Source organism: Nostoc parmelioides FACHB-3921 (assembly GCF_014696625.1).
In the GTDB taxonomy this organism is placed as follows: Bacteria; Cyanobacteriota; Cyanobacteriia; order Cyanobacteriales; family Nostocaceae; genus Trichormus; species Trichormus parmelioides.
In genome coordinates this window covers 1-25,657 of the sequence record NZ_JACJQL010000078.1, presented here as the reverse complement: position 1 = coordinate 25,657, position 25,657 = coordinate 1, and the positions used below count along the sequence as shown (strand labels likewise).

Below are 25,657 nucleotides of genomic sequence, written 5' to 3'. Positions count from 1 at the left end.
TGCAAAGGAACTTATTCACTTTAGTTTTGCGTGATTACATTGTAGAAAATCTTACCCATACTTGTGTTGCTTAGTACACATGAATGAAATTTTTTGTCAATGCGTAAGTCCTAGGATCTTATGATTGAGCAAGTTGCGATCGCCTTTGAACATAAAGACTATCAAACAGCCGCTAAATTACTCAAACAGCTGCTAAAAGAATCGCCAGAAAATCCTTGGGTGCAATTTTATCAAGGGCGATTGTACGAAGTTTCACAAAAGCGCCGAGAAGCAGAAAATATTTATCGGCAATTATTACGCAGCACACAAAATAACAAAATCGTCACCCTCGCACGACAAGGGTTGCAGCGCATACAAGAAATTGAGCAAGAAGAAAGACAAAGAGCGATCGCTCAAGCAACAGCCGAACCCTGCAATACTGAACAAGGCATACTTATACTAGAACCTCTCAGCAATGAACTAAAAGCCCAAGCAGCAGCCAAGTTTGCAGAAATCATGCAGCTAGACCCCTACAGTGCTAGGCTAGTGCTGCCTAGTCGTAGTTGGAAATTTTACCGTATTGGGCGTGTGGGAGAACTCCAGTTTTACGGTACACAGCTACAGCAAGCAGATATTCCTTGTTTTTGGACAGCCATCAGCGCCATTGAACAAATACAAGTTTTTCAAGTCAAAAATTTTTCAGCATCTCAACCAAAAGCTACTGTGATTTGCTCCAACCAAACAAATCAAGTTGGTTCACTCACATTTGATTGGTCAGAAGTTTCCGCACAAGTGATGGGACTTTTACCCATTTTTGAGGAAGTTGTAGACATTGACGCTAGGCGCAAACTTGAACGCAAAACTCAAACCCAAGATTACATTCAGTTTTGTGATTTACATTTACCTAACAGACGTTGTATTTTGAGACTCCATGATCATGGCTATGAATTTCAGCAAGGTGTAGAAATTTCTCCTACAGCTAATCAAAACACCATCAGAATCAATTGGAATAACTTACTAAACTGGATTAACCTCCACTTACCACAAGTCAATATTTGGGCAGATTTTACACATTTTGCTGAGACAGTCCTAGAGCAAAAAGAAATGCTGGAAAACCTTCAGTCTCATGTTCACCTATATCGCAGGGAAAAGACTAACTGGGATCCAGCATTTCATTTATATAGTGGATTGATATTTATTCGAGGAATGCCGAAAACTTAACCAGGAGTTTTTACTTGACTTGCCATATCTAAATAAGAACTCATATTCGCACCAGGGCGACGACGACCATTAGCACCGGAAGCTGAAGGAGCTAGGTATTTAGGGGCAAATGTAGTTTCAGATGGTTTAGTAGTTTTAGCAACTGGCACTTTTTCTGGTTCAACAGGGGCAGTTTTGCCATTCTTGCCATTTGTGGATGGTGCTACCTTAGCTGCTTTGGCAGGGGTAGGTGCAGAGCTTTTCTCTGTAGCTGGTGGTGCTTCTGCTTTCACAGCAGCTTTTGTACCATTAGATTCTGCTGGTGCGGCTTTTGGGGCTGGTATCGTTGCTTTTTCATCAGTGGTATCTTCTTTGAGTTCTAGGTAGTAACTACCACCCTTCTTACCTCCGATCAATCCGGTAAGGAAACTCAAAATCCCAGCGATGATTTTTTTGATAAAACCGAACATTAGAATGGCTCCTGAAGTTTTATATTTTTCAATTGACCGTAATGTTAAAAATTACGTCGGAATACTATGTTTTTGACTATCAGCTACTTAGTAACAAACCTAGTAGGTTTGAGCTTCATCAACCTTAATAATACAGGCTAAGTGTTTTCAGGTCTTATTGGCAAATACTTACAAGCTGTAGATACCAATAATAATTATTAAATTTTACCCCAACCTAGAGCAAGATCCTGAAAGCTTGCTTAATAAAAATTAACATTATTTTCTTCTATAGCTATACATCGATATAAATAATGGTTCTGTTCTAAACCAGTGGGAAGACTGTCATAATCTTTGGGCAGACAGTATTCAGACTCAGTTAAATTTTCTACAGACTCGAATACAAGCAATTTTGTCAATGGAAACTCAAAATCTGCAACGCAACCCTGTATTGCTAGTGCATGGCATTACGGATACAGAAGCCGTATTTAATCCAATGGCAGCTTATTTAAGACAACTGGGTTGGACTGTATACACACTGAATTTAGTACCTAACAACGGCGAAGCCCCGCTTAATGTACTAGCACAGCAGCTAGCTGATTATGTTGCTGCAACCATTACGCCCGAACAACCATTCGATTTAGTCGGCTTTAGTATGGGCGGAATTGTCAGCCGTTATTATGTGCAGAGATTGGGGGGAATTAGTCGAGTACAACGTTTTTTAACGATTTCTTCTCCTCATTATGGTACTGTGCTTGCCTATGCTTCTCAGCGTCCTGGCTGTGTGCAAATGCGCCCCAGTAGCCTTTTCCTTCAAGATTTGAATCGTGATGTCCAAATGTTAGAGCAGTTAAATTTTACTTCTATTTGGACACCCTATGATTTGATGATTATCCCTACCCACAGTTCAAAAATGCCCGTGGGCAAAGAACTGATCATTCCGGTAGCCTTGCATTCATGGATGCTGAGAGATTTTAGGAGTATAGAAGCCGTAGCCGCAGCTTTAGCAGAACCGATTAATTGCGATCGCCGATTTGAGTATATTCCTAACTCATCAATTCACAATTGAGAAATCAGGATTCAGCACGACGCACAAAAGGCAGAAGGTCTTCTAGGATTGTTTTATCGTAGTGTTCTTGTGGGTAGTGACCGACGTTATTGAGTTTGATTAACTCGGCATTGGGTGCAGTCTCAACAAACTTTTGTGCTACTTCTACAGGTAACCAAGGGTCAATCATACCCCATTGAACCAGAATTGGTTGTTGCCATTGTTTAAAGCCAGATTCAATCTCTGTCATGGCTGCGGGGAGTTGCAAGTTGCGAATTGTATTTAAAAGCGCCCGTCCCACAGCCGAGGTTTTCAAAAAAGGTTTACGATAAACATCTAAATCTTTATCTTCAATGCGATAACGACTACCACCTTCTAGAGTCCGGTCAATTAATAATGGGTCTTGAGTCATCATGTCACCGACAAAAGGTAGACCCATTTGTTTAATTTTCCAAGGTAACTTGGCAGCCGTTGAGATTGGTGTATTTAATATAGCTATGTTGGCGATTTGTTCGGGATATTTTAAGGCGTATTGTAGACCAACAGACCCTAAGAATCCCTGTACAACCAGAGAAAAACGCTCAATTTCTAAAGCTTGAATAAATCCCGCTAAGGCTGTGATGTAGGCTTCAGTAGTATAGGCAAATTCGTGTTTCTCCGGCTTGGCAGAAAAGCCAGAACCAATCCAATCTGGGGCGATCGCTCGCGTTCCTTGAGCTGCCAAAGCTGGTAGAATATTGCGCCAACTGTAACTTTGTGATGGTATACCATGCAGTAACAACACTGGTAGTAAGTCACTTCTGCCAACTGATTCAGATTGCCGATAAAACCACTCTAAATTATTTACTGTTATCTTATGTTCTGTTATTGACACGCGATTTTCCTAAAAGTTTTTCAAATATTGGGTCATTAGTCAACCGTCAACAGTCAACAGTTCTCCCTAATGCCTATTTGAAAATCTTCTCACGAATTGCCTTTGCAGTGGCGGGTGCGAGTAAAACACCGTTGCGATAGTGTCCAGTAGCCAACAGCACGTTACTAAACCCTGGTAATTCATCAATGACTGGTGCGGGGCGACCTTCGGGGCGGGGGCGCAATCCTGACCAAGTGCGAATGATTTCGGCTGTGGCTAATTCTGGACAAAAAGCGATCGCCTGTTGTCTGACAGACTCCAGTAATTCTTGATTAGGCGGGATTTCATCGCTATCTGTGGGGAATTCCACTGTTGCACCTATCCAATAGTCTCCACCACCTACAGGGACTATATGCACGTCATTACCTGTAATCGCTGGTTGAAAGTCGGGATTCCCTAATGATTGCCCTAATCGTACTTGTAAAGCTTGTCCCAACACAGGACGAATATCTACTTTTTGATTCAGTTGTGCTGTGATGGCGGTGGAACCCAAACCAGCCGAGATAATTATCCAATCTGCGGTGATTTTACCTTCCGTCGTCTCGACTGATGTGCATTGGGTCGCTTCTGTAGTGGGAGAACCTAACACAGTCACACCAAATTTAAAAGTTACTCCCTTATGTTGGGCGGCCTCAACTAAAGCTAAAGTCAAAGCTGTGGGGTCGAGTTGGCGGTCTTGTGGAGAGTAGACAGCGCCGATAATTTGCGGATGATCAACTTGGGGACAGATATGTTTGAGTTTAGTGGTGTCCCAAATTTCTAATTTCCAGCCTTGGGTGTGGCGAACGGCTGCTAAATTTTCCCAGCTTTCTAATTTTTCTGCTTCTAAGCACAAACTGAGAATCCCTTGACGGTTAAAAGGGATTTTTCGCCCTGTAATAGCTTCCAATTCAGGAATCAAAGTTTCATAACGTTGGATGCTAGTTTGTCGCATCTGCCAAGCCTTACCCTTAATTTTTTGGCTAATGATGCCTACTAAAACACCAAGGGCTGCGCCTGTAGAAGCTTGGGCGGGTGGTTGTTTGTCAAAAACTGTGATTTTGATTCCTGGGACTTGACTGAGTTCATAGGCGATCGCCGCACCAACTATGCCACAGCCAATAATCGCTACATCCATGAGTTTTCTTTACAGAATGGGAGATTGGGAGGAGAAGAGGAAGGATGAGGAAATAAGCCAAGGAAAATGAGAAAATTCTCCCTCCTGCACCTTATTCTCCAACTTCTTCCTCTCCCTCATCTCTTATTTTCCCTTGTCTTAACCTTCTTCTGACTGACTACTGGTATCAGGTAGCAGTTGAATGAACTTATCAATATCTGCAACAGCAGCTTGATAGTTATTTAGGGCAAGTGGAGAATTTCCAGCACTAGCGGCCTGATCGATTTTAACTAAGTGGTTGAGAAAATCTTTGTTTATTTGCCGTGCTGTAGCTTGGTCTTTAGGTAGCAGGTTGGGTGTGATGTAGGTCATGTTTAATCTGGCTTCCGTAATGGGGCCGTGAATAAAATTACCTACTTTGATCCATTCTTTTTTCTGGATCAGGTTTTTCAGTTCGTCCGCGCGATCGCGTACAGCCTGAATATCAGGCGCGTATCCTTGAATTTTCTCAAGTTGTGCAGCTGTGTAGGTTGGGGGTACAACTGCGGTAGTGGGACTACCACAACTAATTAGGAAAGTTGCTAATAATACCAGAAGTAATGAAATAATTGAGCGTTGACGCGCCATACACTGAAATTGGTTGGTTTCCGTTTGCCGATTCACAGTGTAATTTTAGATCGCAAAGGTAAGTTATCGTTCAGGGTAACTGAAAGTTTAATGGATTTTAGACAATTCATTAAATAGTAAGTTAACAACTAGGCGTTCGCTTTTAGCTTTGGCGGAGCCATCGCTTTTGATTACTTGACAAACCGCACATTGACACTCCCCGAATTAGAAATTCGGGGATTCTTGCTTCACGGGGATTCCAATGAATTTACCCTCAGCAAGCATCTTGACCCTTCGGGTTCGCAGTCCCCTACGGAGGAAAACCCTCCTTCAGGGCTGACTCACCGTATGCCCTACGGCTGCAAGTCCTCTAACTAGAACTACCTGTGCGGCTGCCACATCCCTATCAGTGGTATATCCGCAATTTGAACAAACATGAGTACGCTCTGACAATTCTTTTTTACCAGTGGGTAAAGAGACTTGGTGACTTTTCTACACGGTTGCAAAATTGATGTGTTATAACATACTAAATTGTTACGCAAGATGTGTTTTAAAACACTCTTTGTGAATCAGGACTGAATAAAAATTTATTCTCATAGTCCTTATTCAAAAGGTTTATGGAAATTAATTTTAATTTCCGTACTTACTAAGACGTATTGTATTTTACCGTGTAAATTACTGAAGACACAATCATGATTACTTCCGACATCACTAGTCTTGAACAGCAACCCCAGAAAGGTATTTCCCCCAGTCTAGAAACCTTTTCCTCCCGAACCGGACAGAAAACACTGTTTATCCTCAAACTATTTGAATATTTGTTAGCAGCAGCTTTTGTTTGCGCCGGTATCGTTCTCACCGTTTATGCAGATAACAAAAACCTGCTAATTAGTGGAATCATTGCTTTAACGATTCTCAGTTTCTTATTTCTGTTCAACAGACAATTGTTTCAAGACTCACAAAATACTGCCTATCGGTATAGTATTAGCAAAAAGGCAGAACTTTACAGTTATTTATTAGGCAATAATAATTCTGTTTTTGATAGTAATCAGATAGTTCCTGCCAGAGAAAAAGCTTTGCAGTATTGCCAAGATTTAATTGACGATTATAAAAAGGCTCGCAACCTTTCCCGCAATCTTTATTATGTTTTGCAAATTTCCACTGTTATTTTATCAGGAATCACCCCGATTTTAGTTTTGGTAGATAAACTAGAAGCAGGACAAGCTTGGCTAAAATGGCTACCTGTGATTTGTCCCGCTATTGCCTCAATTGTGGCGAGTATTGTCACCTCATTTCCTTTCCAAAAAAATTGGGTAGCAGCTAACACAACTTTAGAATTATTAGAGGCTGAACAAGAAAAATTTATTTTGGGAGTGACACCAGCTTATCGTTGCTATGACTTGTCTGACACTACCCAGCAGCAACAAAAAGCCAATCAGGCTATAGAACAATTTATTGTGCAGGTAAATAATATTCATCTCCAACAAGTACAGCAAGCTAGTGAGATTCAGCAAGAGAAGAAAGAATCGGAAAAAACTAACACTAATAATGCTGAAACAGATGAAAAGAGTTCATCCTAATTTGTAATTTGTAATGACTTTTGCGTCAGTTTTTATGAGGTAAGCTAGATGACCTCTCCCCAACCCCTCTCCGCGTCGGAGAGGGGCTTAAATATCTGGCGTTGCTGATTAGTGGGATGATTTTTGTCGGGCTTACGCCCCGCTTCGCTAACACGCAAAGGCGCAAAGACGCATTCGCCGCAAGGCGTTCCCGCAGGGTAGAATCAATATTCTGCTTTGTACAAAAGTCCCAATTCATCCCGCATTTATGCAACGCCGAATTTCGATAGGTGCAAAGAGGGTTCGTCCCAGAAAGTCTGCCACAACAACAAGCATTCCTCCCAACAATGCAGAGATAGGGATCAATCCTTGATGATTTGTACCTACTAACTGTCTACCTAAATGGGGTGCAATTAATCCTACAAAACCAATCATTCCGGCTATGGCGACTCCTGCACCGGCTAAAGCGACACCCACTAGTACCAGCAAACCCCGTTGCCATTCCACACGAGTACCTAAACCTTTGGCAACATCATCTCCCAAATTTAAGGCGTTCAAATGTCTGGCTAATGTCAACGCGATCGGAACAAAAACGATTAACCAAGGTAAGAAGGAAAAAACTTGTTCCCAGGTGCGTCCATACACACTACCAGCTAACCATACCAAAGCATCACTGACGCTATAAATATCACCAAAAGTAATTAATAAACTGGTGAAGGCACTGGCGATCGCAGATAATCCCACACCCATTAAAATAAACAAAACGGGGGAACTACCATTGTTCCAAGCTAAGGAGTAAATTAAACCAGCCATCAGTAAAGCACCTGCAAAGGCTGATAAAGGTAAGGTGTAATAAGATGTCAAAATCCCGTCCAGCCAAAGAACCAGCCAACCAAAATCTAATTTCTTCTAAGGTGCGTTGACTAACAATCAGAATAGCTGTGGTGAGGGAAGAAATTAAAGCCGTTAACGCCGCCCCTGCTACAGTGAGATTTAATATAGCGATCGCTGTAGTTCACCTACTGAAACGAGGCACTTGTTACAATCTAATCAATTGAATCTGTCAATAATATTTTTAAAATGTATGACAAGATTTTGGTTTTGGGAAGCAGATTCAGTTGAATACGAAATTTTTAAGAAATACGAACGGGCATTAGTTACCATTGGTGTAAACTTTTCTCTTGAGCAAGTCCAAGAAGCATTGGAAGCCTGCACTTATGGGCTAGAAGATGCGTTTAGAAGCACCATCGACTATGCGCTGTGGTTGCAAAAAAACGAAAAACAAGTTTACCCAAATGCAATTCTGATTCGTGCTTTGCAGGAACAATGGAAGCCTATGGCATGGAACGATGAGTACCTAGAGCTACCAAATCTAGAATCACCGGGGCAAAGGTGGTGGAATGCAGCCGCGTCAATCTGGGGATACGATGTCCGTAATCAACTTGTGGCTGACGTTTTCTATGATGCAGGCACAGAGTTTATCAAGTTCACCAACGGAAAAGAAATCAAGATAGAGACAGCATGGCGTTGGGAATGGGATCGGCTGTTTAACTATGCAACTAATTAATCACTGACGTTGTTGATGGAACAGCGTGTAGTTTAATCAGTCGAGTCAGATATCAAGCTGAAGGCATTCTCGACAATGACTCTCAACCGTATTTGGTGGAATTACCTGATAGCACCGACAGTAATCACTATTGCTGTTTCCGGTTGCACTACTCAGACTCCCAACATTCAAGATTTAATTGCTAAGTCGCCAAAAGATAGCCACTTAGTCCGTACTTTATCAACACAGTCTGATTCAGGTTATTCGGTTGCTTATTCTCCAGTCCCTGTTGGAACAATTCTTGCCAGTGCTGGTGCTAAAAGTGTAAAGCTTTGGAATCCCAACACTGGTAAACTATTACGTGCTTTATCAGTCCCAGCTTGGACTGTCAGCTTTAGCCCGGATGGTCAGGTTCTCGCTAGTGGTTCTCAGGACGGCAGCCTGAATTTGTGGGATGTTCAAACAGGGAAACTCATTCGTACACTCCAACACTCAGAACCAGTGATTGGTGTAGTCTTTAGTCCGGATGGACAAACTCTAGTTAGTAATCTTGATCTCGGCTCTATCATCAGGTTATGGAATTGGCGTACTGGACAAATCATCCGCATAAAGGATGATCCTGACGCTTATCAAAGAGGATTTCGGAACTTCAAGACTCAACCAGCTACTTTTAGCCGGGATGGTCAGACATTATTTGCTACAAGTGGTTCTGGTTCTATGCTCCAGTCGTGGAATGTAAAAACTGGTAAACGAACAGGCAGTTTTGATGCGAAATCATTAATTAATGCTGTCGCCCTAAGCCCAGATGGAAACACCCTAGCTACTGGCATTCGGGACAATGCAATTAAGCTGTGGAATATTCATGATGGTAAACTCATTCACACTTTAACTGGTCATCAAGGTCAAGTCAGAACTGTTGCCTTTAGCCCAGATGGAACACTACTGGCTAGTGGTAGTCGGGATGGCTCTGTCAAATTGTGGAATATTACCACTGGCAAACAAGTCAGCACTTTTACGGCGCACAAGTTGCAAGTTTGGTCTGTCGCTTTTAATCCCGATGGTAAGACACTTGCTAGTGCTGGGCAAGATGGCACTGTTAAGATTTGGCGTGTATCTCCACAGTAAATTTACGGGCTTATCTAACAGCGCTTCCACAGAGCAGACGCTTATGCGAACGCGAGCGCCCCTGGCACATTCTCCCAACACCGCCTAACTATGCGCTCTCATCTCCCCGTTTAGCCGAAACTACGGAGTACAATGAATCTCCCGTAACTGCTGCAAAACTTCCTGTACTTCCTATTGACTAGGCTGAATGGATTTTTCCATCTGCTCAGGCAGCTATCGCAGGCGGGGTATCGTCGCATCCTGTCTTGGTTCACTATCCGCTAGATCAGGACTTCTGCGTAATCGTGATAACTTCTAGCTCAAGCTGAACTACACCAGTACATCAACCAGCAAGCCCAAGCTGTAGCACCCGAAGAACTGACCACAGTAGAAATCCACTCGCAGCACTTTGAAATCTACGCAGGTAGACAATTCATCGCATACATCACCTACGACCACAGCGATTTTGTCACACAACGCTGGGTAGTCATGGTGCTAGGTAATGAGATTTTCCGCCACAACACCATTGCCCGTTGCCAAAGATATATCGAATGACTCCTAATACAATTGCTTGACAAAACTGCGGGAAGCATGAAGAAACTGGGTCAAATGAAGCGTCAAAAATCTCAGGCTACGCTAGGGGATGTAGAAACCCCTGGCTACTGCGTTGAGCCAGGGGTAGTTCATGCAAGCTCGACCACCCACGGGGGGATACTGAAAACATAACCGTTTTTTAATGAAGATGTGCTTTATTCTGGAGTGTAGAGACGTTGCATACAACGTCTCTACATCATTTATTTGGTGCGACTTCATAGAAAATTGGTATAAACGCCACCTGCTACCCAACGCAGTGGCTCATTTATTTGGATTATGATTGGGAGATAAGCACGCCACTTCAAAAATTGACCAACAAATCGGGATAATTGTGATGAAAAATCAATTTGTTGTATCCTTTCTTTTGAAAAGCGCTTTAGTCTTTTCGCCTTTTCTGCTGTGTGCTGATATTAACCGTGGACAAGCTACAGTATCCATCTCTCAACCAAAAATACTTGCTCAAGCATTAACAAATCAAGAAAGACAAGAGTTGATAAGATTACGTGCAGAAAAAAGCGATCGCGCACAAATACAAGCTGATTTTGAGCAAGCCTTTAGCCGTACAACCGTCCTGCTCAATATATGGTTAGTCATTCTCAGTTTATTTCCTGTCGCCATTATTGCTCTATTTTGGTTGTTACGACGAGTAGCCATTCGGGAAATTGTGAATAGAGCAATGTCACAATTTCAGGGAGTGGAAAAACTAGAAACTCAGTTAATTATCGTTAAACAAGATGCTGAAAATCTCATTCAAGAAGCGAAAAGTATTAATCGTCTTTTAGAAAGAGAAATTGAATCGTTACAGCAAAAAATTAAAATTGAGCAAGAAAATTTATCTCTTTTAACATCTGAGTTACTGCAAACAAAAACCGAAAACTTGGCACAAATAGCAGCAGAGATTACTACTTTTCAAAGTAAGCTAGAAAATTTATTTGGGGAATTTGCTTATAAATTAACTCAATCTGAGTCAGATGCTCAAAAGCAGAGAGATATAACTTTAGCAAATATAGTTAAGATAGAGTCGCTACTTAAGCATCAACTTGCAGAACTACAGAAGGAGGCGGAAGAACACCAAAAAGCAGTTTTAGGGGATATAGATAATACTGGGGTTAATTTTAATAATTATCTGATAAATTTACAGGTAGAAACTCAGACATATAAAAATAGTGTTTTTGATGATTTTTCGCACTTGCAAGCTGAATTACAAAGAGATTTACAACAAAAGAAAGATGTTCAGCTAGGAAATATTCAAGAAGTCGCCAATATTTTTAATAACCAAGTCTCAGAATTGCAATTAGAAGCCCAAAAGCAAAAAGATTCACTAGATAATAATTTAAATCAATTGCAGACAGATACACAAATACATAAAGATAAAATTATCCAGAGTTTAGAAGAACTGAAAGATTTATTTCAATCTCAAGTTGCTGAACTACAAATACAAACTCAGCAAGAGTTAGCATCATATCTATCTGAACTCAAAATAGATACTGAAAACAGCAGAAAGAAAATTATTGAGGAATTAGAAAAATCCGGTTCAGAGTTTGTTTCCCAATTTTCAGAATTACAGCATAATGCTCAACAACAAAAGTTACTGATTTTAGAAAAGCTAGAGAAATTAGAAACAGATTTTGTAAACCAACTCTCAGAGCTACAATTAGATGCTCAACGACGTAAGGATATAATTCTGCAAGAATTGACGGAAAATAAACCTCCTGTGATTGTGGAAACTCAGCCTATACAGGAAGCTCAGTCAGAAGTTTTAGTAAATGAAAATAAACAGCCACAATTAAGTTTTGATGAATGTATTGAACAGGGAGATAGTCTAGTTTCTCAAAAAAATTATGAAGAAGCGATCGCGTATTACGAACAAGCTGTTAAAATCCAACAAGATGACGCTGTAGCTCGGTTTAAGCTTGGTCTGGCTCTGGCAAGGTTAAAACGCTTCAAAGATGCTATCAAATCTTATAATCAGGCTATTAAGATTCAACCAGATTATCATCAGGCTTGGTGTGATCTCGGTGTGGCCTTCGGAAATATCCGCCGACATCAAGAAGCACTCGCTGCCTTTGATAAAGCGACGCAGGTTAGACCTGATGATGCCGTAGCTTGGTTAAATCGCGGCTTGGCTTTGATAGAATTAGAAGAATATGAAGAAGCGATCGCCTCTTTTGATAAAGCCTTAGAATTACAACCAAACTCTCCGAAAATTTGGGATAAACGCGGTTACACTCTAGTCAGATTAGGTCGTGATGATGAAGCAATCACCTCTTTTAATCAAGCTTTAGAAATTAAACCAGAATACGCCAGTGCTTATTATAATAAAGCCGCCTGTTATGCACTACAACGAGACGTTGAATCATCTCTAGAAAATCTGCAACAAGCCATAATTCTCAATCCCAAATATAAAGAAGATGCTGCCACTGATATAGATTTTGATGAGATTGCAGATGATGAAAAATTTAAACAATTAATTGCAACTCCATAGTAATTGTTCAAGAAAATGCGAACAATATTTTACAGACGTTCACACTCATATCTACCTTTAATTTCCTGATTAAAAAATTCACCAATAGAGTCTGCTGATTGTAAATCTTGCCAAGTCTCTGGCTCTATTCCTGAATATTGATAAACCGCTCCATTATAAAATTCAATCTGTAATACTTGTTCTTCATCATCGTAGCCGGCAGAAGTTGCCATTGATGAGCTAACAGGTAACATGGCAATCGCCTCTTCTGCAAAAGGTAGTGCATTGGCTTCGGCTACAATCTCGTTTAGTTCTTGTAGTCCTTCGTAAGCCTGAATAGGCGCAGGAATTTCTAAAAACTCAAATTCATCACCTCGGTCGAGCAATAATTGCAAATATCCGTCAGCGTGAGAGATAGCCACTAAATTAGTTAAGTCTATCTTAGATAGCTTCATGAATTTTGCTCTCCTATAGGTCTAGTTGAAGGTTTTGAATTTATACAACACAATAGTATATATGTACTAAAAAGATACTGACTTGTCAATTAGCTTCAAGAAGTCTTTAACTTTTCTCCGTAATTACCGCAAAGCATGGACGTAATCTCGATATAACTTAAGTGTATTCAACTAAATACAAATTTTTATGAAGAAGATTGACCACTGAAAAAAACGCGAATAAAGTATGTCTCAGATGCTACGCTTTAACAGCATAAAACTTGTATAAACCTAATGTAATAGATGACCTCTATTGTGCCAAATATATCTTGTTCGGCGCTTGTTTTGGTATACAAGTTGTCAGTATAAATTCCCCGCCAGTAAAGTGTTTCATCGCACCAATTCACCCAAATAATCCATCGGGAGTATTTGCAGATTTTGGTGGATAGACCCGAACTTCATAATGAGTCAAAATTACAAAGGGAGATTTTTGTGAAAAAGTTAACTTGCTTTTTAGCTGCTATTCTCAGCTTTGTTGTCTGGCTAGGTGGATTAAGTCCTGCTCTAGCGCAGTCTTCCTCCAAACCAGCATTAGGGGTAACGACCCTTTACATGAACGCAGATCAACAGAAACAAGGATATGCCGTATATCACGACATACTCCAATACGCAGTGGCTATTCCGGCTCAGCAATTATCTCAAGGAGTTCCCATTCCCCAGACGAAGGAAGAGTTTCAAAAACTGTTGCCTGGTTTAGTAGAAAAAATAGGAGATGGTTCTGTAACTAGAGCTTGGTTTGATTTTCAGGCTGCAAGGGCTGAAACAATTGGCAACGAATTGTTTAGTGTTAATGCTCTACCTGGAGGAAAAATCTATACAGTTGTAGCGGGAGATCCTCAGTTATCATGCCCTGTACAAATTAAAGATACTCAAATTGCGTTCTTTACAGATGTAAATCAAGCTATCCGAAAGGCAAAAGAGCTAGATTCAAGGAACTACTTAGTTTACGTTTCTCCTTCTAAAGAGTTGAGTGCTAAAGCACTAGAAGCCTTATACGATCGCTATCAAAGTAGCCAAAACAATACAGATTGTTTCATAATTGATGGCAGCACCCAGAAGATTACAGCAGATTTCCAAAATATCTTTGCTTATCTTCCTCCTCGCCTACAACAAGAAGCACGTCACCAACCTTTCGTTTTCACACCCAGACGCGGTGATTACTTGTATTTCGTCAATGCTAGACAGTCAGGTAGCCAATTAGCAGGACTCTAGCCTGCTTGTAAATCTTTGTGCCGACTTTTAGCATTAGATAAAAAAGGGTTTCGTCGAAGATTATGATTCATCCACGAAACCCTTTTTATTTTGCCCGTACCGAACTACTAAGCGAATGCGCGGCTAAATTGTATAACTACTAACAAGGGCTGTTAACTGTTAACAGTCCTCACGATGGATTTTACAACTTAAAAGCAGAACAGCTTATAAAATATAGCCGTAGCCAGATAGATTAGAACATCAAGCTAATATAAAACCTTGACTATAAAAGGCTTTCAATTCCGTCAACAGACAACCTTCAACAGCTATATCAAACCAGTTGAGTTTTTAGCGAGTGAATTTTAAGAAACATCATGAATATACGTTGTGAAACTCCCGCAGATTATTTAGCTATTTCGGAAGTCAATAAATTAGCTTTTGGTCAAGAAAATGAATCACAACTAATTGATGAAATTCGGATTTCCGAGTTTTATATTCCAGAATTGTCATTAATAGCTGAAGTTAATCATATCGTAGTCGGGCATATTATTTTTAGTTACATTGAGTTAGTAGGAGACGAGAAACTACAAGTGCTTGGGTTAGCACCTATGGCTGTTCATCCTGAATTTCAAAAAAAAGGAATTGGCAGCGCTTTAGTTAAAGCAGGATTAGAAAAAGCAGATGCAAGAGGAGAAAGTTTAGTTATTGTATTAGGGCATCCACAGTTTTATTCTCGCTTTGGTTTTGTGCCGTCAGTTAATTATAAAATTGCCAGTCCTTTTCCAGTACCAGACGATGTATTTATGGTCAAAACATTACAAAATTATCAAGAGAAATATCAAGGAAAAGTTATCTACCCGCCTGCTTTTTCCAAAGTATAAGTCATTAGGTGGGTAATGCCCACCTAATATAACATTAACCCATCAAAATTACAGTATCGATGACGTGAATTATACCATTATCCGCTTCGATATCTGCTGCTAAAACTGTGGCATTTTTCACTTCAAAACCGTCAGTACAATCAATTTTAATCGGTGAACCTTCTACTGATGTCACTGTGCCGAGTTTTGCCAAATCAGCCTGCTTCAGTTTGCCAGGTACCACATGATACGTTAATATTCTCGTTAATTGGGGAATATTCTGCACCAAAGTTTGTATAGTTCCTGGGGGTAACTTAGCAAAAGCATCGTCGTTTGGTGCAAAAACAGTAAACGGCCCTGGACTTTTTAAGGTTTCTACTAAACCAGCAGCTTGTACAGCCGTCACCAGAGTTTTAAAACTATCAGCACTAACTGCAATATCAACAATATCAGCCATCTGTTTCACCTCAATCTCTGCCACAAATTTTAAATTATATTAAAACTGTTTTAATTTTTATCACAAAGTTTGTTTAAAAACATGACATTAAGATAATCCAGATCTCAGCCGATTTGTGGACGCTGTTCTATGATAATTATCGAAAAATTCTGGCAGACAATTTATGAGTGAACGCAAGTATGCGATCGTGGGGACTGGTGCATTAGGCGGTTATTACGGTGCTAAATTGCAAAAGGCTGGTTCAGAGGTTCATTTTTTACTCAAAAGTGACTACGAAAAAGTCAGTCAGGATGGTTTATTGGTCGAGTCTAAAGACGGTGACTTTATCCTACCCCAAGTTAACGCTTATAACGATGTGGCAAAGATGCCAAAATGTGATGTGGTGGTTGTTGCCTTGAAAACTACACAAAATCATTTACTGCCAAATTTATTACCACCTATTGTTAAAGATAATGGAATAGTTTTGGTATTACAAAATGGGCTTGGTGTAGAAGAAGAAATTGCCGAGATTCTCCCTAAAGTTCATATAATTGGTGGGTTATGCTTTCTATGTTCTAATAAATTGGGCGCAGGGCATATTCATCACTTAGATTATGGACAAATTACTTTGGGTGAATATGCTCATGGATACTCAAATATGGGTATTACGGATGGAATGCGGCAAATAGCCCATGACTTTCGAACGGCCGGCATCTCCATTGAATTAGTCGAAGACTTATTACTGGGAAGGTGGAAAAAACTGGTGTGGAATATTCCCTACAATGGGTTGTCTGTGGTTCTCAATGCCAGAACTGACGAATTAATGGCAGACACTAATACTCGCACATTAGTTGAACAATTAATGTATGAAGTCAAAGCGGGGGCGAAAAGTATGGGGCGAAATCTTCCTGATAGTTTTATTCAAACCATGCTTGATTACACAGTGAAAATGAAGCCTTACCGCACCAGTATGAAAATCGACTATGATGAGTGCCGTCCCTTAGAAGTAGAAGCCATTGTTGGCAATCCATTACGCAAAGCTCAAGAAGTTGGTGTAAACTTACCGCAAATTAACTGTCTCTACCATCAACTCAAGTTTTTGGATGGGAGAAATAGGATTGGTCAGTTGTTAGTAGGGGCGTGTTTATGAAGATCATCGTCTGAGAGTGAGGATATCTGTAAACCCGCCCGTACAGTTGACAGTTGTTATTCTCTTCAATCCCCAAGCCTGTGGCAAAATTTATTAGAGTCCTTCCAAACTGAAATTTCCCAGAATGACCGCAACTATAACCAATCTTCCCAGTCTCTATGATCCGTTTACCACTGAAGCCAAGTGGCAAAAATTCTGGGAAGAAAACCAAATTTACAAAGCTGACCCTAACAAGGGTGGTGAACCTTATTGTGTGGTGATTCCGCCACCAAATGTGACTGGTAGTCTGCACATGGGTCACGCTTTTGAGAGTGCGTTGATTGATACCCTAGTGCGCTATCACCGAATGCAGGGGCGTAATACATTGTGGCTACCCGGAACTGACCACGCCAGTATTGCAGTTCATACAATTCTGGAAAAACAACTCAAGGCTGAAGGCAAAACTCGCCAAGAGTTGGGACGTGATAAATTCCTAGAACGTTCTTGGCAGTGGAAAGCAGAATCAGGGGGAACCATTGTTAATCAGCTGCGGCGTTTGGGTGTTTCGGTAGATTGGTCGCGGGAGAGGTTTACTTTAGATGAGGGCTTGTCTAAGGCTGTAGCGGAGGCTTTTGTCAGTCTCTACGATGAGGGTTTGATTTATCGTGGTGAATATTTGGTAAATTGGTGTCCTGCCACTCAGTCAGCCGTGTCTGATGTGGAGGTGGAATCAAAAGAAGTCGAGGGGAATCTTTGGCATTTCCGTTATCCACTGACTGATGGTTCTGGTTATGTGGAAGTAGCGACGACTCGACCGGAAACCATGCTTGGTGATACGGCGGTGGCTGTTAATCCCAATGATGACAGATATAAACATCTGATTGGTAAAACCCTCACACTGCCAATTACACAACGGGAAATTCCTATTATTAGTGATGAATTAGTTGACCCCGCTTTTGGTACAGGTTGCGTAAAAGTGACTCCCGCCCATGACCCCAACGATTTTGAAATGGGTAAACGTCACAATCTGCCGTTTATTAACATCTTAAATAAAGACGGTACGCTCAACGCCAACGGTGGGGAGTTTGCTGGACAAGACCGCTTTGTAGCGAGAAAAAATGTGGTATCTCGCCTAGAAACAGATGGTTTTTTGGTGAAGATAGAAGATTATAAGCATACCGTACCTTATAGCGATCGCGGTAAGGTTCCCGTTGAACCTTTATTATCTACTCAATGGTTCGTAAAAATTCGCCCCCTGGCAGATAAAGCGTTAGCATTTCTCGACGAAAAAAATAGCCCAGAGTTTGTTCCTCAACGCTGGACAAAAGTTTATCGTGACTGGTTGGTAAATCTCCGGGATTGGTGTATCTCCCGACAATTATGGTGGGGTCATCAAATCCCCGCTTGGTATGCGGTGAGTGAAACCGATGGACAAATTACCGATAACACGCCTTTTGTAGTGGCAAAATCCACAGATGAGGCGTGGGAGAAAGCCAAAGCACAATTTGGGGATAATGTCCAACTAGAACAAGACCCAGATGTACTAGATACTTGGTTTTCCTCAGGATTGTGGCCTTTTTCTACCTTAGGCTGGCCAGAACAAACCCCAGATTTAGCCAAATACTACCCCACCACCACCTTAGTTACAGGCTTTGACATCATCTTTTTCTGGGTAGCGAGAATGACGATGATGGCTGGTCATTTCACAGGACAAATGCCGTTTCAGACCGTTTATATTCACGGTTTGGTCAGGGATGAAAATAATAAAAAGATGTCCAAGTCGGCTAACAATGGAATTGACCCACTGTTACTGATTGATAAATACGGTACTGATGCCCTACGGTATACCTTAGTTAGGGAAGTAGCCGGTGCTGGTCAAGATATCCGCTTGGAATATGACCGTAAAAAGGATGAATCACCCTCGGTAGAAGCATCCCGCAACTTTGCCAATAAATTGTGGAACGCTGCCAGATTTGTGATGATGAATTTGGATGGATTGGGTACTGGGGACTTGGGACTGGGTACGGGGAATTCCCAATCCCTAATCCCTAATCCCCAATCCCTAGAATTGAGCGATCGCTGGATTATTTCCCGCTATCATCAAGTTATCAAGCAAACTACCAATTACATCGACAATTACGGTTTAGGGGAAGCAGCCAAGGGAATTTACGAATTTATTTGGGGCGATTTCTGCGACTGGTATATTGAACTAGTCAAATCCAGACTGCAAAAGGACGCAGACCCTTTATCACGTAAAGCAGCACAACAAACCCTCGCCTACGTCCTCGAAGGAATTCTCAAGCTACTGCATCCCTTCATGCCCCACATTACGGAGGAAATTTGGCAGACTCTCACCCAACAACCAAAAGATTCTCCCCAAACATTAGCTTTACAAGGCTATCCCCAAGTCGATGCAGACTGGATAAATCCAGCCTTGGAAACACAGTTTGATTTGTTGATTGGCACTATCCGCACAATTCGTAACTTACGCGCTGAGGCGGAAGTGAAACCAGGGGCAAGAATTATTGCCAATTTACAAACTGATAGTGAATCAGAAAGACAAATCCTCATGGCTGGTCAATCTTATATTAAAGATTTAGCCAAGGTGGAGACTTTGACTATTGCTGCTGGACAACAGCCATCAACGGTTACGAAAAAGAAACCCCAAAGGGGCTTAAAAACTATCGGCTTAGTTATCGCCGGCCTTGTTTTTCTCAGGGTAGCCTTGGCTGTAGCGGATACAGTTGATAATGTTCCTTTCCTGGGGACTTTCTTTGAAATTGTTGGGTTGGGTTACTCTGCTTGGTTTGTTGCCCGTAACTTATTATCCACCCCAGCTAGACAAAGATTTTTAACCAAGTTCTTCGCTTCACCCACTGAGAAGAATCTTTCAGCAACAGCACCACAAGCGCCGCAAGCAGCAGAAAAATCCATTGCTGGCGTGGTAGGGACTGTACAAGTTGTTATACCTCTAGCTGGTGTAGTGGACATTGAAACTCTACGTGCCAAACTAGAGAGAAGCATCAGCAAAGCTGAGGCTGAAGCTCAATCTCTCAAAGGTCGGTTAAGTAATCCTAAGTTTGTCGATAAAGCACCAGCCGATGTAGTGCAAGCTGCGCGAGATGCTTTAGCTGAGGCAGAAAAACAAGTGGAAATTTTGCGCCTGCGCCTTCAGACATTGGTGTAGGCTGCACCTACGAGATTCAACATATTTGCAAAAGGTAATGAGAAATTTGTAACTATCTCATTACCTTTTGCAAAGTTAAAAATTATTCAAAAATTAAAACTTCACAATACTATATAAACTTAAAATCTGAAATGAAAGCACAACTAAAGTCATGCTATATCTAGCCCAGGTGCATAAAAATGAGTTTTTGGATCAGTACCAACTACGCTTATTAGCGCGTCAAGAAGCTGATTATCTATGGACAATAATTCCAGAAGAAGCTTTTATTCTTCTGGGTAAAGGCAATACCATCAGCGATAATTTGCTGGTTTTAGTGGAACTTTCCTCTACCGGTGAAATCGAAAGATTAGAGGATGCTAGTAGCTGGGTGTTGAATATCTTGCAAACCTATCTCAGCACTGGTATGACTCCAGAATTGTTGCAACAAGAAGTAGAAAGAGCAGAACAGTGGCGACAGTCCCTAACTATACAAAATCAAGACTTGGCTCGCCGTTCTCTAGAATTAGAAGCTCGTCGAGAGCAAATTCAAGCTTTAGAAGAAAGTTTGAACCGCGAACGCAATGGATACCAAAAAGATAGTGATGGTGATTCCTAATTGAGGGGAAAATCAAGGATTTAAATATACAATTATTAATTGTTATCAATAGATAACAAAAATTTTAGGTCTTAAAGTAGTTTCTAGTTATAAAACCTCATTTACTTATGGAAAACAAAACATCAGAAGAACGCTATAAAATTCCTAATTGGTTGCTCATTATATCAACAGTCGCACTTATTTTAGGAATATTTTTAAGATTTTATCATCTTGAGCAAAAAGTTTATTCTTTTGATGAGACTTTCTCATCGACGTATATTTATGGGCAACATTCCCAAGCCTACCAAAATTTTGATAATTCTATTATCAGTATCAGTGAACTGAAAAAATATCTCTTTATTGATGCAAATAAAACTGTAATTCAATCAGTCGAGCAAGTAATTGGTAAACTTTATGTATTTCCTCCAGTATATCCAATTTTGACAATTTTGTGGTCATATTTTTTTAACAATTGGTTTGATGATGGGCTGGTGATTCAAAGAAGTTTATCTGCTCTACTAAATGTAATTGCCATTTGGGGAATCTACTGGTTAGGGTTGGAGTTATTTGCATCTAAAACTACCGCATTTGTAGCGGCGGTAATTGTAGCTATTTCTCCGTTTCATTTACAATATGCTCAAATCATCCGCCCTTATAGTATTTTGATAGCGACTACAGTAATTGCCTGTGGATGCCTACTGAAAGCTATGCGGGTTAAAACTGTATTCTGGTGGCTGATTTATGGCTTAAGTCTTGTGATTGGGCTTTACTCTAATTTGCTATTTGCATTTGTTTTAGTAGCTCATACAGTGTATGTCTTGATTAATGAGAACCTGAGAGATTTAAAAAGTCTAACTGCATATTTTCTGACCTTAGGAATTAGTACCTTGACATTTCTACCTTGGCTTTGGGCTTTTATTAATTCCGGTATGCTGGATTATTCGGTTGAACAAGTATCTGACAAAAGTTCTTTATTTAGGTTAATTAATGCTTGGTTGAAGGGTATACAGAACATTTTTCTGGATTTATATCATCCCTTTTTCTCGCCTAATTTTCTTAAAGCAACCCAGTGGTTTTTGACTCCGATTATATTAGCGATCGCCGCAATTTCTCTTTATACACTTTGTCGATATGCACCGAGAAAAATCAGAAACTTTCTCCTAGCATTGGCGATCGCCACTGGAGTCAGCTTGATGGTGAAAGATGTCATCAGTGGTAGTTCGATCACCACCAGAATGCGCTATTTGATTCCTTTCGTTTTAGCCGTGGAATTGATACCTGCATACTTAGTTGGTAGTTGGTTGACCGCTAGCCAATCTTCACGCAGGCGATGGGGACAGTTTGCTTTATCAGTTTTAATTTTGTGTGGTGTGAGTTCCTGTCTGGTAATTTCTGCTACACCATCATGGAATGCTTTTGGTAGCCCCCATTTTCCCAAAATATCGGCAATCATCAGTTCAGCCGATCGCCCACTAGTTCTATGCACAAATCTAGACAGGGCATTATCCATGAGTTATCTAGTTGACTCAGACACTAAATTTAAACTGATTCGAGATGATTTGACAATTCCCGATGGGTTTAACAAGGTTTTTGTTCTGGAAGTATCAGCAGAAACTCTCAAACAACTAGAAGCCAAACATAAATTAGTGAAGACTTTTCCCCAGGGTAGATTGTTTGAGATTATAGCTGTTGACGGTTGACAGGTGACTGTTGACAGACTTTATTTAGATCCCCGACTTCTTGAAGAAATCGGGGATTTGATCTTAAAAAAACAACTGTAAATAGGCCGATAAGATTGGTTGTCCACCAAAGAGGGTAATAAAAGCCCCTGAGGCGAGGAAAGGGCCAAAAGGGATTTTTTGACCCCATTTGCGTTTTGAGAGCATGATAGCCCCAACACCCACTAATGTGCCTAAGGTACAGGCAATTAATCCAGCTAACAGTAAATATCGCCAACCCAACCAAGCACCCATCATGGCAGCAAGCTTGGCATCTCCTGCACCCATCGCTTCTTTTTGTAAGAAAACTCCTAAAAGAGCGATCGCTTCAAATAACCATAAACCCAAGACAGCGCCAACTATACCCATCATTAAGTGTCTAATTAATCCTGGCAAACTAGGGTCAGAGGCATAGCCAACAACCATTTGAAACACCAAACCCAATACTAATCCTGACTTTGTTAAGGCATTAGGTAAGGTCATGGTATCTAAATCAATTAAGGATAATGCTAACAACCAACTACAAAACGTCCAGTATCCTAAAGTCAGAATGGAAACTTGAAATATCAAAAATATGCAAAGAAAAATTATCCCTGTCATTGCTTCCACGACAGGATATCTTATGGAAATGGGATTTTTACAAAAACGACAACGCCCTTTTAACCAAATCCAGCCCAGCACAGGCACATTATCATAAGCTTTCAGTTGGTTTAGGCAATGAGGACAACGGGAAGGCGGCCACAGTATTGATAACCCCGCCGGTAACCGATAAACTACAACATTAATAAAGCTGCCAATAGACGCACCCAAGGCGAAAACAAACACGCTCGCCAGGGTTACTATCAAATTTTCCATATAGTCAATTGTCTTGATTCCTGTGTCATTTGTCGTTGATTTTTCGCTGATTGTCGAGGGTTACCACTGACAACTGACAACTGACAATTGACTAATACATATAGGATTCAATTTGACTCAATGGCACAAAACATTCTTGGGGTAACAAAACGGGTTGATTTGTAAAAATTACTTTACCCCGGTGAGTAACACGATTAATAGCTACTCCTGAAGGCTGGCCTGCGATTTCAGGATGTACCTCACAGTGGGTGTAATAAATTTGCCCCGCAGCTCTAATTATGGCTGGATCAACCAGAGGGGACTGGTTCTTGGGGGCAGTGAAATTAGCTTTTCCTTGTCCTTGTTTTAAAGCGTACACTATGCTGTTATGTGATTGCTAGATTTTGGTTCCAGTTTAGCCGAAACATCCGGGAATGGTTGCCAATTTGCCTGTTTTCACCGGGAAATTATGATTTTGCTAATGCCTTAATGAGGGAGTCGCCCATAGCCCGGCAACCCAAAAGATTCATACCCACCGACATTATATCTCCTGTGCGATCGCCTTGCTCTAAAACTTGTAACACAGCTTGTTCTATTTTGTCTGCTGCTTGTGGTTGGTCTAAAGCGTAACGCAACATCATCGCCGCACTCAACACTTGGGCGAGGGGGTTGGCTTTATCCTGTCCGGCGATATCTGGGGCGGAACCGTGGACTGGTTCAAATACTCCCGGCCCAGAAGCCCCAAGGCTAGCTGAAGGTAACATTCCAATACTACCCGTGAGCATAGCAGCCGCATCCGATAGAATATCCCCAAATAAGTTGCCTGTAACGATGGTATCGAACTGCTTAGGAGCGCGTACCAATTGCATGGCAGCATTATCTACATATAGATGGGAAAGTTCCACATCCGGGTATTCTTGGGAAAGATTGGTGATGCGATCGCGCCACAATTGGGATACATCTAATACATTGGCTTTATCTACTGAACAGAGTTTGCCCCGACGTTTGCGCGCAGTTTCAAAAGCTATCCGGCCAATTCTGTCAATTTCCGATTCTGTATAAACCATCGTATTAACACCGCGTTTCTCACCAGTCTCAGTAGTAAAGATGCCTCTGGGTTTACCAAAGTAAATCCCACCGGTGAGTTCACGCACCACCATAATATCTACACCTTCCACAACTTCCCGCTTCAAAGTCGAAGCGTCGATTAACTGCGGTAAAATTTGGGCTGGGCGTAAGTTGGCAAATAATTCTAATCCCGCCCGCAATCCCAACAAGCCCCCTTCCGGGCGTTGGTGAGGAGGTAGGGAATCCCACTTATAACCACCAATAGCAGCGAGTAATACAGCATCACTTTGGCGACAAGTATCTAAAGTAGCCGATGGCAGAGGTTCGCCGGTCGCGTCAATCGCTGCACCGCCAATCAAAGCTTCTTGGAAATCAAACTGAATATCAAATTGCTGCCCTACGACTTTCAGCACATCTACCGCCACTGCCATAATTTCAGGGCCAATACCATCGCCAGGGAGTAGGGTAATTCGATAGTTCTGAGTCATAGCTGAATTTTCATTTGGTAAATGCTTGCAGATTAAATATCATACCGAGCAAGTGTACCAACGTAATTCGTAATTTGTAATTTGTAATTGGAGAGTGTAGGATATCTAAGCGTCTGGTTCTACACCAAGCGATCGTAATTGTGCTATGAGGCGTTCATTTCTTTGACGTTCTTGTTCCGCTCTTTCCTCACCAGTCAGCAACAAATTACCCTGCAAATCCCACCAACGTAGCCAGGGTAATTCCATGTTTTGGTATTGTCCCTGCCATATACCTAACTCAACACCTAAAGGATTTATTAGATAGTGTCCGCGTTCATTTGCTGCTATGGGTTGATATTTTCCAGTTGCTAATGTATAAACTTCTACACTAGGTTGGTTTAATTCATAAATGCCATAGAAGGGTGGACGAATTACTTGTTCATAAATCCAAAATTTGCCTTTAAAAGGGGTTTTGTCTCGTTCCTCTGCACCATCTCCATAAGTAAACTCTAAAACAATAAATGGGGAAAGAGATTCAAAGCAAAGGTAATGGGTTGTTTTTTAGTTTAGCAATGAAGGGGTAAGGGGAGCGATCGCTCTTAATATTGGAACATTATAGCGGTTGACTGTTGACAGACTTGAAAGCTTTGTTTTGTAAGGGTTTTATCTTACTGGAGTTTAGACTAGGCAACAAGAAAAGACTCAGCGTTGCTGAGTTGAAAAGAAACAGACTTCAGATATGAAAATCTACAGTACTAAGCAGATTTTGATTGCTCTTTGCGGGGCTTTGTTGTAGTTTTTTTAACTATGGGGTAGCGAATTCTACGTTTACGTGGTTGATCAGTCTTCCAGCCTGGAGACTTTCCGCGAGGTTTGGGTGGTTGGGCTGGAGTACCAATCGCGGCAAAAACTCCTCCCATAGCTTGGGCGACTCTTCCAGGGGTCAAATTACCCTGGGACTTCTGCCAAGGTAAAGGGTTATCCGCAACAATATCACGAGCTAACCACAACTCCCAAGTCATCATTGGCATCAGGTCGTTCTGTAGCGTGGGCGCATCCGGGCGCGACCAGGCTGTGTGGTCGCCTGCTAACAAGGGACGCTCCTGCGTTGGCATCTGTTTGATGTATAACTGCATCAATTTTTGTC

At 41.2% G+C, this 25,657-nt stretch carries 21 protein-coding genes and 5 pseudogenes; 12 read left to right on the top strand and 14 right to left on the bottom strand.

All coding sequences use genetic code 11. The features are described from left to right. The first annotated feature begins 120 nt into the window (after window positions 1-120). Window positions 121-1,200: a tetratricopeptide repeat protein gene (locus tag H6G14_RS28465; protein WP_190571773.1), complete on the top strand. Its 1,080-nt coding sequence runs from the start codon at window positions 121-123 to the stop codon at window positions 1,198-1,200. On the opposite strand, the gene H6G14_RS28460 is transcribed toward H6G14_RS28465, so the two are convergent. Next, window positions 1,197-1,649 carry a hypothetical protein gene (locus H6G14_RS28460; protein WP_190571771.1) on the bottom strand — a complete coding sequence of 151 codons (453 nt, stop codon included), beginning with the start codon at window positions 1,647-1,649 and terminating at the stop codon, window positions 1,197-1,199. The genes H6G14_RS28465 and H6G14_RS28460 overlap by 4 nt on opposite strands. Window positions 1,650-2,043: 394 nt before the next feature. Here H6G14_RS28460 and H6G14_RS28455 point away from each other — a divergent pair, with 394 nt between their 5' ends. Beyond that, entirely contained in the window at window positions 2,044-2,694 is a 651-nt protein-coding gene (locus H6G14_RS28455) for an esterase/lipase family protein (protein WP_190571770.1), read from the top strand. A 4-nt stretch (window positions 2,695-2,698) separates the two neighbouring features. Here the strand turns inward: H6G14_RS28455 and H6G14_RS28450 are convergent, their stop codons facing one another. The 4 genes and pseudogenes from H6G14_RS28450 to H6G14_RS34515 all read right to left on the bottom strand — a co-directional run. After that, window positions 2,699-3,547: an alpha/beta fold hydrolase gene (locus H6G14_RS28450; protein ID WP_190571768.1), complete on the bottom strand. Its 849-nt coding sequence runs from the start codon at window positions 3,545-3,547 to the stop codon at window positions 2,699-2,701. Window positions 3,548-3,620: 73 nt separating this feature from the next. After that, window positions 3,621-4,703, bottom strand: a complete 1,083-nt coding sequence (locus H6G14_RS28445) for an NAD(P)/FAD-dependent oxidoreductase (protein ID WP_190571765.1) — start codon at window positions 4,701-4,703, stop codon at window positions 3,621-3,623. 138 nt (window positions 4,704-4,841) lie between these two features. Next, complete coding sequence (psbQ, locus tag H6G14_RS28440) at window positions 4,842-5,345, bottom strand: photosystem II protein PsbQ (RefSeq protein ID WP_422394115.1); 504 nt, start codon at window positions 5,343-5,345, stop codon at window positions 4,842-4,844. A gap of 273 nt (window positions 5,346-5,618) precedes the next feature. Continuing rightward, window positions 5,619-5,744: pseudogene (locus H6G14_RS34515) on the bottom strand (zinc ribbon domain-containing protein); the annotation flags it as partial. Window positions 5,745-5,980: 236 nt separating this feature from the next. Between H6G14_RS34515 and H6G14_RS28430 the strand changes: the two are divergent. Next, complete coding sequence (locus H6G14_RS28430; protein WP_190571764.1) at window positions 5,981-6,865, top strand: DUF4231 domain-containing protein; 885 nt, start codon at window positions 5,981-5,983, stop codon at window positions 6,863-6,865. A 258-nt stretch (window positions 6,866-7,123) separates the two neighbouring features. Here the strand turns inward: H6G14_RS28430 and H6G14_RS28425 are convergent. Together H6G14_RS28425 and H6G14_RS34380 are read right to left on the bottom strand one after the other, a co-directional pair. Beyond that, window positions 7,124-7,696: pseudogene (locus tag H6G14_RS28425) on the bottom strand (FecCD family ABC transporter permease); the annotation flags it as partial. Beyond that, a pseudogene (locus tag H6G14_RS34380) lies at window positions 7,695-7,841 on the bottom strand (iron chelate uptake ABC transporter family permease subunit); the annotation flags it as partial. The pseudogenes H6G14_RS34380 and H6G14_RS28425, both read right to left, overlap by 2 nt. An 87-nt stretch (window positions 7,842-7,928) precedes the next feature. Here H6G14_RS34380 and H6G14_RS28415 point away from each other — a divergent pair. From H6G14_RS28415 to H6G14_RS28405, 3 genes are all read left to right on the top strand, one after another. After that, window positions 7,929-8,411: a hypothetical protein gene (locus H6G14_RS28415; RefSeq protein WP_190571762.1), complete on the top strand. Its 483-nt coding sequence runs from the start codon at window positions 7,929-7,931 to the stop codon at window positions 8,409-8,411. A 75-nt stretch (window positions 8,412-8,486) separates the two neighbouring features. Beyond that, window positions 8,487-9,515 (top strand): WD40 repeat domain-containing protein, encoded by a 1,029-nt coding sequence (locus tag H6G14_RS28410; protein ID WP_190571760.1) that lies wholly within the window; start codon window positions 8,487-8,489, stop codon window positions 9,513-9,515. 907 nt (window positions 9,516-10,422) lie between these two features. Further along, complete coding sequence (locus tag H6G14_RS28405; protein ID WP_190571758.1) at window positions 10,423-12,573, top strand: tetratricopeptide repeat protein; 2,151 nt, start codon at window positions 10,423-10,425, stop codon at window positions 12,571-12,573. Window positions 12,574-12,602: 29 nt separating this feature from the next. Here the strand turns inward: H6G14_RS28405 and H6G14_RS28400 are convergent, their stop codons facing one another. Continuing rightward, complete coding sequence (locus H6G14_RS28400; protein WP_190571756.1) at window positions 12,603-13,007, bottom strand: KTSC domain-containing protein; 405 nt, start codon at window positions 13,005-13,007, stop codon at window positions 12,603-12,605. 471 nt (window positions 13,008-13,478) lie between these two features. On the opposite strand from H6G14_RS28400, the gene H6G14_RS28395 reads away from it, so the two are divergent. Then, window positions 13,479-14,258 (top strand): hypothetical protein, encoded by a 780-nt coding sequence (locus tag H6G14_RS28395; protein WP_190571754.1) that lies wholly within the window; start codon window positions 13,479-13,481, stop codon window positions 14,256-14,258. A 353-nt stretch (window positions 14,259-14,611) separates the two neighbouring features. After that, window positions 14,612-15,118, top strand: coding sequence for a GNAT family N-acetyltransferase (locus tag H6G14_RS28390; protein ID WP_190571752.1), 507 nt, complete (start codon window positions 14,612-14,614; stop codon window positions 15,116-15,118). A gap of 34 nt (window positions 15,119-15,152) precedes the next feature. Here the strand turns inward: H6G14_RS28390 and H6G14_RS28385 are convergent, their stop codons facing one another. Continuing rightward, window positions 15,153-15,554 carry a fasciclin domain-containing protein gene (locus tag H6G14_RS28385; protein ID WP_190571750.1) on the bottom strand — a complete coding sequence of 134 codons (402 nt, stop codon included), beginning with the start codon at window positions 15,552-15,554 and terminating at the stop codon, window positions 15,153-15,155. A 163-nt stretch (window positions 15,555-15,717) separates the two neighbouring features. Between H6G14_RS28385 and H6G14_RS28380 the strand changes: the two genes are divergently transcribed. The 4 genes from H6G14_RS28380 (at window position 15,718) to H6G14_RS28365 (ending at window position 22,123) form a co-directional block, all read left to right on the top strand. Then, window positions 15,718-16,683, top strand: a complete 966-nt coding sequence (locus H6G14_RS28380) for a putative 2-dehydropantoate 2-reductase (protein WP_190571748.1) — start codon at window positions 15,718-15,720, stop codon at window positions 16,681-16,683. 124 nt (window positions 16,684-16,807) lie between these two features. Next, window positions 16,808-19,849: a valine--tRNA ligase gene (locus tag H6G14_RS28375; RefSeq protein WP_190571746.1), complete on the top strand. Its 3,042-nt coding sequence runs from the start codon at window positions 16,808-16,810 to the stop codon at window positions 19,847-19,849. A gap of 151 nt (window positions 19,850-20,000) precedes the next feature. Beyond that, window positions 20,001-20,444 carry a hypothetical protein gene (locus H6G14_RS28370; RefSeq protein ID WP_190571744.1) on the top strand — a complete coding sequence of 148 codons (444 nt, stop codon included), beginning with the start codon at window positions 20,001-20,003 and terminating at the stop codon, window positions 20,442-20,444. Between the two features lie 107 nt (window positions 20,445-20,551). After that, on the top strand, window positions 20,552-22,123 hold the full coding sequence (locus H6G14_RS28365; RefSeq protein WP_190571742.1) for a glycosyltransferase family 39 protein: 1,572 nt from the start codon (window positions 20,552-20,554) through the stop codon (window positions 22,121-22,123). A gap of 63 nt (window positions 22,124-22,186) precedes the next feature. On the opposite strand, the gene H6G14_RS28360 is transcribed toward H6G14_RS28365, so the two are convergent. The 5 genes and pseudogenes from H6G14_RS28360 to H6G14_RS28340 form a co-directional block, all read right to left on the bottom strand. Then, entirely contained in the window at window positions 22,187-22,996 is an 810-nt protein-coding gene (locus tag H6G14_RS28360; RefSeq protein ID WP_190571740.1) for a prepilin peptidase, read from the bottom strand. 91 nt (window positions 22,997-23,087) lie between these two features. Next, the gene (locus tag H6G14_RS28355) at window positions 23,088-23,354 is read right to left on the bottom strand and encodes a hypothetical protein (protein ID WP_190571738.1); all 267 of its coding nucleotides are present in this window, start codon (window positions 23,352-23,354) and stop codon (window positions 23,088-23,090) included. 88 nt (window positions 23,355-23,442) lie between these two features. Continuing rightward, complete coding sequence (gene leuB / locus H6G14_RS28350; RefSeq protein WP_190571736.1) at window positions 23,443-24,531, bottom strand: 3-isopropylmalate dehydrogenase; 1,089 nt, start codon at window positions 24,529-24,531, stop codon at window positions 23,443-23,445. Window positions 24,532-24,636: 105 nt separating this feature from the next. Continuing rightward, a pseudogene (locus H6G14_RS28345) lies at window positions 24,637-25,038 on the bottom strand (Uma2 family endonuclease); the annotation flags it as partial. 227 nt (window positions 25,039-25,265) lie between these two features. Continuing rightward, a pseudogene (locus H6G14_RS28340) lies at window positions 25,266-25,657 on the bottom strand (hypothetical protein); the annotation flags it as partial.